This window comes from Agrobacterium sp., from assembly GCF_032092815.1.
Classification (GTDB): Bacteria; Pseudomonadota; Alphaproteobacteria; order Rhizobiales; family Rhizobiaceae; genus Agrobacterium.
This window is the reverse complement of record NZ_DAMDBP010000004.1, coordinates 93,035-102,610: the sequence shown is the minus strand read 5'-3', so window position 1 is coordinate 102,610 and position 9,576 is coordinate 93,035. Positions and strand designations below refer to the sequence as shown.

At 55.9% G+C, this 9,576-nt stretch carries 11 protein-coding genes and 1 pseudogene; 1 reads left to right on the top strand and 11 read right to left on the bottom strand.

Features of this window, described 5'->3' with window-relative positions:
• The 9 genes and pseudogenes from RT613_RS03275 to RT613_RS03235 form a co-directional block, all read right to left on the bottom strand.
• Positions 1-130 (bottom strand): annotated as a pseudogene (locus tag RT613_RS03275) (L-idonate 5-dehydrogenase); the annotation flags it as partial.
• Positions 131-138: 8 nt separating this feature from the next.
• On the bottom strand, positions 139-1,086 hold the full coding sequence (locus tag RT613_RS03270; protein ID WP_313612951.1) for a 2-hydroxyacid dehydrogenase: 948 nt from the start codon (positions 1,084-1,086) through the stop codon (positions 139-141).
• Between the two features lie 140 nt (positions 1,087-1,226).
• On the bottom strand, positions 1,227-1,997 hold the full coding sequence (locus RT613_RS03265) for an SDR family oxidoreductase (RefSeq protein ID WP_313612949.1): 771 nt from the start codon (positions 1,995-1,997) through the stop codon (positions 1,227-1,229).
• A 141-nt stretch (positions 1,998-2,138) separates the two neighbouring features.
• Positions 2,139-2,813: a 4-carboxy-4-hydroxy-2-oxoadipate aldolase/oxaloacetate decarboxylase gene (locus tag RT613_RS03260; RefSeq protein WP_313612948.1), complete on the bottom strand. Its 675-nt coding sequence runs from the start codon at positions 2,811-2,813 to the stop codon at positions 2,139-2,141.
• Between the two features lie 102 nt (positions 2,814-2,915).
• On the bottom strand, positions 2,916-3,752 hold the full coding sequence (locus RT613_RS03255; RefSeq protein ID WP_313612946.1) for an ABC transporter substrate-binding protein: 837 nt from the start codon (positions 3,750-3,752) through the stop codon (positions 2,916-2,918).
• A 31-nt stretch (positions 3,753-3,783) separates the two neighbouring features.
• Positions 3,784-4,545, bottom strand: coding sequence for an amino acid ABC transporter ATP-binding protein (locus tag RT613_RS03250; protein ID WP_313612945.1), 762 nt, complete (start codon positions 4,543-4,545; stop codon positions 3,784-3,786).
• Positions 4,542-5,300 carry an amino acid ABC transporter permease gene (locus RT613_RS03245; RefSeq protein WP_313612943.1) on the bottom strand — a complete coding sequence of 253 codons (759 nt, stop codon included), beginning with the start codon at positions 5,298-5,300 and terminating at the stop codon, positions 4,542-4,544. Before RT613_RS03245 ends, RT613_RS03250 begins: the two co-directional genes overlap by 4 nt.
• Complete coding sequence (locus RT613_RS03240) at positions 5,297-6,004, bottom strand: amino acid ABC transporter permease (protein WP_313612941.1); 708 nt, start codon at positions 6,002-6,004, stop codon at positions 5,297-5,299. The genes RT613_RS03245 and RT613_RS03240 overlap by 4 nt, the downstream gene beginning before the upstream one ends.
• On the bottom strand, positions 6,001-6,780 hold the full coding sequence (locus tag RT613_RS03235) for an SDR family oxidoreductase (RefSeq protein ID WP_313612940.1): 780 nt from the start codon (positions 6,778-6,780) through the stop codon (positions 6,001-6,003). Before RT613_RS03235 ends, RT613_RS03240 begins: the two co-directional genes overlap by 4 nt.
• Before the next feature lie 231 nt (positions 6,781-7,011).
• On the opposite strand from RT613_RS03235, the gene nac reads away from it, so the two are divergent.
• A complete protein-coding gene (gene nac, locus RT613_RS03230; RefSeq protein WP_313612939.1) occupies positions 7,012-7,917 on the top strand; it encodes a nitrogen assimilation transcriptional regulator NAC in 906 nt (301 codons plus the stop codon).
• Positions 7,918-7,963: 46 nt separating this feature from the next.
• Here nac and RT613_RS03225 read toward each other — a convergent pair whose 3' ends face one another.
• Both RT613_RS03225 and RT613_RS03220 read right to left on the bottom strand, forming a co-directional pair.
• The gene (locus RT613_RS03225; RefSeq protein ID WP_409558753.1) at positions 7,964-9,175 is read right to left on the bottom strand and encodes a pyridoxal phosphate-dependent aminotransferase; all 1,212 of its coding nucleotides are present in this window, start codon (positions 9,173-9,175) and stop codon (positions 7,964-7,966) included.
• Positions 9,176-9,217: 42 nt separating this feature from the next.
• Positions 9,218-9,576, bottom strand: a 359-nt coding sequence (locus tag RT613_RS03220) for a LamB/YcsF family protein (protein ID WP_313612937.1), incomplete at its 5' end; no start/stop codon positions are given.

The window sequence follows — 9,576 nt, the reverse complement described above, 5'->3', positions numbered from 1 at the left end:
AGTAATGCAGGTCAGAGCCGCAAATGCCGCCCGCTTCGATCGCAACCTCTACCTGACCCGGACCGACAGGCTCGACATCTCTCTCCTCGATACGCAGATCCTTGGCGGCATGTATGACGACGGCTTTCATGGCTTCTCTCACAGAACAGGCGTTAACAGGGCAGAACAGGCAAAATGCGCGGCAAGATTATCCCGCACCAGTTTGCCCATGGCCTTGCGGGTCTCAATGGTTCCAGACGCATGGTGCGGCTGAACCAGCACATTGTCGAGTTGCAGGAAACGCGGATTGAGCTTTGGCTCACCCTCAAACACATCAAGTGCTGCCGAACCAAGCGTCCTGTTCTCCAGCGCCTCCAGCAGTGCCTCCTCATCGATGTTCGAGGCCCGCGAGATGTTGATCAGCATGCCCTCAGGTCCAAGTGCGGCAATCACATCCTTTGAGACGATATGGCGGGTGACCGCAGAGGCGGCCAGCGTGACGAACAGGAAGTCAGCATGCCGGGCAAGTTCCACCGGATCGGCAATATAGGTCATCCCATCCGCATAGGATTTTGCCTCGACATCGCTATAGGCGATATCCATGTCGAAGCCCTTGAGGCGCTTGGCAACCTCAAAGCCGATACGGCCAAGTCCCAGCACACCGGCCTTACGGCCCCAGACGCGACGCTTCAGCGGATAAAGACCTTTTTCCGCCCAGCTTCCATCCTTGACCCAGGTCTCAGCGCCGATGATGCCGCGTGACTGCACCAGCATCATTGCCACACCAAGGTCGGCCACATCATTGGTCAGCACATCAGGGGTGTTGGTAACGCGAATGCCACGGGCCCGGCAGGCTGCCAGGTCAACCGCATCAAAACCGACACCGTAGACGCAGATCACTTCCAGCTTTGGCAGCTTGCCGATCAGCTCAGCAGATGCGCCCAGTTCGCCACGGGTGGCAATCGCACGGATCTTGTCGCCATGCTGGTTCAGGAATGCATCGCGGTCGGCAGCTTCAAACAACTTGTGCACCGTATAGTGTGCATCGAGTTCCACCTGATCCCATTCCGGGTATGGACCCGTCATCAGAATATCGGGTTTGCTCATGGTTTCCTCCAAAAGATAGATACCGTTCACACGGTTATGGTCGGTGGGCATGGCCAGTGGTGATGGTCGATGAGCATGCATCTGCCATAACCGCCATCATCAGGTGTCAAAAAGGGTTGTTCGGTTGACAGAACCAAGCCTCAAAGGCTGGTGGTAATCCCGCCATCGACATAAAGCGTGTGGCCATTCACAAACGATGATGCCTTGCCCGACAGGAACACAGCCGCCCCCACCAGTTCATCGACATTGCCCCACCGGCCAGCCGGGGTACGCTTCTCAAGCCAGGACGAGAACTCTTCGCTATCGACCAGTGCCTGATTGAGCGGTGTCTTGAAGTAGCCCGGTGCAATCGCATTGATCTGCAGGCCATGTTTGGCCCAGTCAGTGCACATGCCGCGCGTCAGGTTCTTCACCGCCCCCTTGGTGGCCGTGTAGGGCGCTATCCCCGGACGCGCCAACTCGCTCTGCACCGAGGCGATATTGATGATCTTGCCACGACCACGACCGATCATGTGGCGGGCCACTGCCTGACCGACATAAAACACGCTGGAGATATTGGTCTTTAGCAACTGTTCCCAGCGGTCGGCTGGAAAATCCTCCAGCGGCGAGCGGAACTGCATGCCGGCATTGTTGATCAGGATATCGATCGGACCGATATCCCGCTCGATCGCCTCGACACCACGCTTGACCGCCTCACCGTCCGTCACGTCAAAATCCGCCGTATCGACACGGGCACCGGTCTTGCCTGCAACCTCGACTGCCGCTTGACCAAGTCGCACCTTGTCACGGCCATTCAGCACAACAGATGCGCCATGCTCCGCAAGTCCCTGCGCCAAAGCAAGGCCAATCCCCTGCGACGAACCCGTCACAAAAGCACGCAATCCAGACAAATCAAAAAGTTGGGACGTCATCAGACATTGTTCCTTAAAAAGGAGGTGTCATGTTCATGTAAGGGAAGAACGGTATTGGACACCCAGCACACCGTTCCTCTTTTCTCATGGGATCATTGGCGATGGCGCGAAACAGCAGAGCTGTTTCGCAGCACCAAAAGATCAGATATCGACAACCAGACCCTTGGCCTTCAACACGGCCTCAAGATTGCTGACTTCGACAACCGATTTGCCCTGCTTGTAGGCTTCGATGTAACCGGCTTCGGCATCTTCGCGGATCTGCGACAGACGCGCCGTTTCCTGAGCCTCCTCACGGCGCACGACAACCAGACCATCGGCATCACCAACGATGATATCGCCGGGATTGATGATTTCGCCGCCGACGATGATGCTGTCATTAACCGCAGCAATCGTTTCCTTCACCGTGCCCTTGATGCAGACGCTGAGAGAGAAAACCGGGAAACCAAGGTCGCGCAGCTGCATCGTGTCGCGCACGCCAGTGTCCGTCACCAGACCGCCGATACCCTTTGCCAGGCAGGCATTGGCCAGCACATCACCGAAAGAACCGGCTTCTTCATATTCACCAGCCGAAACAACAATGATGTCGCCAGGCTTGGCATAGTTGATGGCCAGTTGCAGCATGATGTTGTCACGCGGGGCGCATTTCACCGTAAAGGCTGGCCCGCACAGTTTCATCTTGTAATCGACTGGCTTCAAACGGGAGGAAAGTGCGCCTCGACGGCCCTGCGCCTCATGGATGGTTGCAGGCGAAAACTTCGAAAGTGCATCGATGTCTGCTTTGCTTGGCCGTTCTGCGATATCTTTGATGTGGATCATAAAAACCTCCCACGGTAAGGCATGCGGCGGGAACGTCCCGCCGCTCGCATTGATGTTGATGTGTGTGTTTCAATGGATGCTGAGGGCCTTAGCCCTGCAGGATCAAGGAATTGGGTCGAACTTCAGTTCGGAAAGTGGAACCACCTTGTCGGTACGGGTCATCTTGTATTCGGTATCCGGGCCAAGCCACTTGTCCCAAATCTTGTTGATTTCGCCGTCCGCATCGAGCTTCTTGAGCACTTCGTTGATCTTGGCGGTCAGTGCAGGATTGTCCTTGGCCATGCCGATGCCGATTGGCTGATAGAGCATTGGCTCTTCGATCATGCGCATTGGCTTGCCCTTGGTCTTGGATTCATTGACGAACTTCGTCGTCGTCATGGTGTTGGCAACCATGCCACGGGCCTTGCCCTGCTGAACGGCGAGATAGGCAGATGCGGTATCCTGGAAGGTCAGAGGCTCAGACTTGTTGAGCTTGATCGACATTTCAGAGGTCGAGCCCTTGGTGGAGGCAACGCGCTGACCCTCATAATCAGCCTTCTTCTGACCGGCGTCATCAACCGGCACGATCATCATTTCCTTGGCAAGGTAATAAGGATCGCTGAACTGGATCTGCTCTGCACGGCTCTGGGTATAGGCAAGGTTGGCAACGGTGATATCGACGCGGCCGAGCTTGACCTCTGGTACGCGGGCTTCAACCGACACCGGCTTAACCTCAGCCTTCACGCCAAGTTCCTTGGCAATGGCATTGCAAAGATCAACGTCGAAACCGGCCATTTCGCGGGTCTTTGGATCGGGAGCAGCAAAAGGAACAACGTCTGCAAAGGTCGCGCAACGCAGAACCTTGTTGGACATGATCGTATCCAGCTGATCCGCAGCAGCAGGCGTCGCAAGTGCTGTACCAGCGAGAATGGCGGTGAGTGTAAGGCATTTCCAGTTCATTGCAGTTCTCCTCTTATGATTTTGCTTGGTATCAGTGACGCAGATCGGACAGGAACCGCTGCGCGCGCGGATGGCGTGGTGTGGTGAAAAACTCTTCAGGCGTTGCCTTTTCGATGATTTCACCGGCATCGATGAACCAGATGCGGTCGGCAACTTCGCGGGCGAAGCCCATTTCATGCGTGACACACATCATGGTCATGCCTTCTGCGGCCAATCCCTTCATCACGGCCAGCACTTCGCCAACCATTTCAGGGTCGAGCGCGCTTGTCGGCTCATCGAACAGCATGACCGGCGGCTCCATGGCCAGCGCGCGGGCAATCGCCACACGCTGCTGCTGGCCGCCGGACAATTGGGCCGGATAAGCACCAGCCTTGTCGGCCAGACCAACCCGATCCAGAAGTTTCAGGGCCTTGTCGCGGGCAACATCAGGTGCAACGCCCTTGACGCGGATCGGCGAGATCGTGACATTTTCCAGAACCGACAGATGCGGAAACAGGTTGAAGCTCTGAAACACGAAACCAACTCTGCTGCGCAGCAGGTTCAGTTCCTTCGTCTTCGTTGCGGCGTGAATGTCCTGACCATCCAGCGTGATGGACCCGCTGTTGATCTCTTCAAGACGGTTGACCGTGCGGATCAGTGTGGACTTGCCGGATCCGGAAGGACCACAGATGACCACAACTTCGCCACGCGCCACCTCAGCGTCGACATTTTTCAGAACCTGATAGTCGCCATAACTTTTGCAGACATTCGAGATGCGGATCGTCTGCTCTTTCGATGATGGTGTGCTGGTCATGGCTGCTCCGTTACGATTTTGGTCTGCGCCAGGGATGCCTGTTGCGGGCGGGTGACGACACCGGCACGACGCTTGGCAATTCGACGCTCAACAGCATTTGCAAGGTAGGTCAGGCTCCAGCAGATGATGTAATAAACCACTGCAAGAATGAGGAAGACCTGGAATGGCTGGGTCAGCAGCTGGTTGTTGACCTGGCTGGCCGCGAAGGTGAGATCCGGCACGTTGATCACATAACCAAGCGTCGTATCCTTGATGGTCGCGACAAAGGTTGAGATCATGCTTGGGATCATGTTGTAGAGCGCCTGCGGCAGGATGATGTAACGCATCGCACCGAGATAGCTGTGGCCAAGCGCGCGTGCCGCATCCATCTGACCCGGCCCGAGGGCAACAATACCGGCCCGGACGACTTCGCTGAGGAATGCACCCTGGTAGACAACGAGTGTCACCAGCATGATGGCAAAGCTTGGCACGTCAGCCCCCGTCCACAATGGGATCAGGAAGTAGGTCCACAGGATAAGCATCAGCAGTGGCACGCCACGCGTAACGTAAACCAACCCGGTGACCGGCCAGCGCAGCAGACGCCATTTGGACAGGCGTGCCAACGCCATCAGGATGCTGACAGGAAACGCCAGCGCAATGGCAAGAGCCGACAGGATGATGGTGTTTGCCAGACCGCCCAGCGGGCCGTTCGGATACTGACCAATCAGCAGAAGCAGCCAGTAATCTTGAATGATGGTGATCATATCCGAGATCATGCGCGTGCCCTCCGTGCCGGATCCATGCGCATCGCGAGATAGGCACCTGCAGCCATGATGATCAGCGAGAAGAAGAGATAGAGCACAGTTCCGACCAGATAGATTTCAAAAGTCTGGAAGCTGAGATTTTCAACTTCCTTGACCGCATGGGTCAGTTCGGACGCACCGATGACGAGCGCGAGACTGCTGTTCTTGAACAGGGAAACACTGTGGTTGATGAGCGGCGGAAGCGAATTTCGCACACCCTGCGGCATGATGATGAAACGCATGGCCGAAAGATAGCTATGGCCCAGCGCCTTGGCCGCTTCCATCTGGCCCGGGCTGACCGAGCGCAGGCCGGAGCGCAAGTCTTCGCTGAAATAGGCCGCCTGACACAGACCCAGACCGACAATCGCAAAGATCACTTCGGCATTATGGTCGGTCAGCCAGTTGGTCAGGCCTGATGGCAACAGCGTGAAGATACCAAAATACCACAACATCAACTGCACCAGTGTCGGTACATTGCGGTGATAGGAAACATAGGCCGCCACAAGGCGATCCCCGAAACGGGACGGCGAGAAACGGATGCAGAGCAGGATCAGGGCGAGCGACATTGCCAGCGACCACGATCCGAGGAAGATGACGAATGTTATCTGGATGCCGTGAACCAGCATCTGAATATAGTCCGGATTGCTCAGGACCGATGCCAGATCAAAGCCGCTCACGGCTTTTGCTCCCCGGCGGTGGCCGCTTGCGCCGCAGACTGCGGTTTTGCAGTTTGCAATCCGCCCATCACCTGCAAGGTCGGGGTAATTTCCATATGGCCGATATTGACGGCAACCGGTGCGGCAATGGCAAAGGCAATGGCATCAGCAATGTCATCTGCCTTCGGCAGCTCGAAACCATCGATGAAGCGCTCGCGCACGCTCGGATCATTGCCATGAACGTGGTTGAAAATATCCGTCGCAACACGACCGGGGCAGATTTCGGTCACACGAACCCGCTTGCCGAACGCATCGAGCCGCAATTGGTTCGACAACATGGCAACGCCAGCCTTGACCGCATGGTAGGTGGAGTTTCCACCAAAATTGTAATTGCCAGCGATGGACGAAATATTGATGACGTGGCCGCGATCACGCTCGACCATTCCAGGAACGATCAGGCGGCAGATATGCAAAACGGCACGAAGGTTCACATCAACCAGTAGATCGATATCATCCGCATCGGCCTGCAAAAACTTCTTCGGTCTGTCGACACCGGCATTGTTGACCAGAATATCGAACTGCACCTTGCTGGCGAGAGTGGACAGCGCTGCGCGGTCGGTCACATCGATAGCATGCGCAATACAGCCGGTACGCTTTGCCACTTCGTTCAACGCATCTGCACTGCGAGCGACGGCATGAACTTCAATATTTTCGCGGCGGAGCCGCTCTACAACTGCGGCGCCGATACCGGACGAAGCGCCGGTGACCAATGCGGTCTTGTAATCGGAGAATGGCATTCGGATCCCCTTTATTTGTTGCAGTGAACATTAGCTAAGCTTTGCGCTCTTGCCTAAGACCGATTATTTTTGGAGTAATAAGCAACTTTTATGGAGAGCGAAAAACGACTGTTCCGTACAGGAGTTTGGTGAAAAACACTTCCCGAAAAAGTGAAATTCATCCAAACACTTGCATTGCAAAACCTGGGCGAGGCTGTAAGCTGCGCGCCACTCAAAACCACCTGAAAAAGCATGGATATACGACGTTTAAAATCGTTCATCGTCATTGTAGATAGCGGCAGCATCACCCGTGCAGCCGATATACTTCATTTGGCACAACCTGCACTCAGCCAGCAGCTTGCAGCGCTTGAAGAACATTTCGGCCAGAAGCTGCTGATCCGCAGCCAGCAGGGCGTCACCATGACGGATGCGGGACATGCCGTTTACCGTCACGCACAGATCATTCTGCGACAGATGGAACAGGCCCAGGTGGATGCGTCTGCGGCAGGCAATTCAATTGCTGGTCGTGTTTCCGTTGGCCTCGTGCCCTTCAGCAGCGCAGCAACCCTGTCCGTTGATCTGCTGGCCGAAACCCGCAAACGTCATCCCGGCATTCTCATTCATTTGACCGAAAGTGTGGGACAGACTTACAGCCAGATGATCATGAACGGCAAGCTGGAACTCGCCCTGATCCATGGTGTCGGACCAATCAAGGGTGTGCGTTTCGAACCGCTGTTGAGTGAAGAGTTCTATCTTGTGGCGCATCGTGATTTCGGCATCGAAGCCGATAGCAAACCAGTGCCGATTGCAGCGCTGGACGGCATGCCCATGTTGATGCCGCCCGCCTATAATTTTGTGCGTCGCGCGGTCGACACCGCCTTTACCCGAAGCCGCATCAACCTCAAGGTCGTTGCCGAAGTGGAGATTGTCAGAACGCTGGCACGCGCCGTGGCCAACGGGCTTGGCGCAACCATCATGCCCAAGGCGATTGCTGATCGGATCGTTTCTGAAACCAGCGAACCAATGATCTGTCGAATCCTGTCTCCTCGTATCGAGGAAACCCTGTCCTTGTGCACATCCGACCAGAATTCGCTGTCGGAACCGGCTTTTGCCGTAAAGGATATTCTGGTCGAACTGACCGAAAAACTGAAACTGTAAGGCAGTTGCCTGCCGGCCCGACATTCAGGCCGGCAGATCCAATCTATCAGCGCATGTCCTTGCAGTACTGCGCGATACGGACGCAACCTTCGTTCAACATTTCAACGCTGGTGGCATAGGAAATGCGGAAATACGGGCTCATGCCATAGGCGGCACCCTGAACGGTTGCCACGTGATGTTCTTCAACCAGACCCATCACGAAATCGACGTCACCTTCAATCTTGCGCCCGCCCTTCGTGGTCTTGCCGATCAGCCCGGACATGTTGGGGTAGAGATAGAAGGCACCTTCCGGCTTATGGCACCGAAGCCCATCGATTTCCGCCAGCTTGCTCAGCACAAGATCACGACGCTCACGATAGATTGCAGCGCGTTCCTTCAACAAATCCTGTGGTCCATCCAATGCTGCAACCGCTGCAGCCTGTGAAACCGTTGGGATACCGCCGCTGTTCTGGCCGTTGACATTGCTGATCGCCGCAATCAGTTCCTTGGAACCGCTTGCGCAATAACCAAGGCGCCAGCCGGTCATCGCATAGGCCTTGGAAACACCATTCATCGTCAGAACGCGGTCATAAAGGCGTGGCTCAACATCGGCGATCGTGCCGAATTCAAACCCGTCATAAACAAGATGCTCGTAGATGTCGTCGGTCAGGATCCAGACGTTAGGGTGACGCAACATCACCTCGGCAATAGCGGCCATTTCAGTACGCGAGCAGGCAGCGCCGGTCGGATTGTTCGGAAAGTTCAAAAGCAGCCATTTGGTACGCGGCGTGATCGCCGCTTCGAGATCTTCCGCACGCAGCTTGAACCCGGTCTCTTCAACGCAAGGCACAGCAACCGGAACGCCACCGGCAAATTTGACGATATCGGCGTAGCTTACCCATGACGGTGTGGGAATGACCACCTCGTCACCGGGGTTACAGGTTGCCAGCATGGCATTAAAAATCACCTGCTTGCCGCCACCAGACACGATGATCTGGCTTGCATCATAGGTCAGATTGTTATCGCGCTTGAATTTTCTAGCAATCGCGGCCTTCAGCGCAGGCGTGCCATCCATGGGCGGGTATTTCGTCTGGCCGGCAAGGGCTGCTTCATGCGCCGCCTCGACAGCATGCGCAGGTGTCGGAAAATCCGGCTCGCCCGAGGACAGGCTCACCACCTTGATACCCTGTGCAGCCAGTTCTCTGGCGCGCTGTGTCATGGCGGCGGAGGCGGAAACGGAGACATTTTTCAGTCGGTCAGCGGTAGAAGGCATCGGCATGATCTTTCTGTGAGATGAAGAAAACGGCCAATCACGGGCCTGTTAAGACGCAAGTTCGCCAGCTGGCGCAAGCGTTGCGCCGGAAGCAAAAATTTCGCTGCGCACGATACCGGCCAGCTCAAGCGAACCGGGCGTATCGCTGTGAACGAGAATGGAACGGGCGGGCATGGTAATAATCGTGCCATCAATGGCTTCGATCGTACCATCGGTCAAAAACCGACGGACGCGAGCACGCACGGATGGTTCATCCTTGACCAGCGCACCGGGAAGTCCACGGGCAACAAGACTACCCCTGCCATCATAGGCGCGGTCCGCCAGAAACAGCGCAAGGGTCTTCAGTCCGGCCCGTTTTGCCGCCTTTTCGATTTCACTGTGTGGGGTAACAAACACCACCAGCTTCG

What these genes read in the sequence shown, in the direction of transcription:
- RT613_RS03270 (WP_313612951.1), bottom strand. Translation starts at nt 1,086, where the DNA reads ATGAGCAAACCCGATATTCTGATGACGGGTCCATACCCGGAATGGGAT.
- RT613_RS03265 (WP_313612949.1), bottom strand. Translation starts at nt 1,997, where the DNA reads ATGACGTCCCAACTTTTTGATTTGTCTGGATTGCGTGCTTTTGTGACG.
- RT613_RS03260 (WP_313612948.1), bottom strand. Translation starts at nt 2,813, where the DNA reads ATGATCCACATCAAAGATATCGCAGAACGGCCAAGCAAAGCAGACATC.
- RT613_RS03255 (WP_313612946.1), bottom strand. Translation starts at nt 3,752, where the DNA reads ATGAACTGGAAATGCCTTACACTCACCGCCATTCTCGCTGGTACAGCA.
- RT613_RS03250 (WP_313612945.1), bottom strand. Translation starts at nt 4,545, where the DNA reads ATGACCAGCACACCATCATCGAAAGAGCAGACGATCCGCATCTCGAAT.
- RT613_RS03245 (WP_313612943.1), bottom strand. Translation starts at nt 5,300, where the DNA reads ATGATCTCGGATATGATCACCATCATTCAAGATTACTGGCTGCTTCTG.
- RT613_RS03235 (WP_313612940.1), bottom strand. Translation starts at nt 6,780, where the DNA reads ATGCCATTCTCCGATTACAAGACCGCATTGGTCACCGGCGCTTCGTCC.
- nac (WP_313612939.1), top strand. Translation starts at nt 7,012, where the DNA reads ATGGATATACGACGTTTAAAATCGTTCATCGTCATTGTAGATAGCGGC.
- RT613_RS03225 (WP_409558753.1), bottom strand. Translation starts at nt 9,175, where the DNA reads ATGCCGATGCCTTCTACCGCTGACCGACTGAAAAATGTCTCCGTTTCC.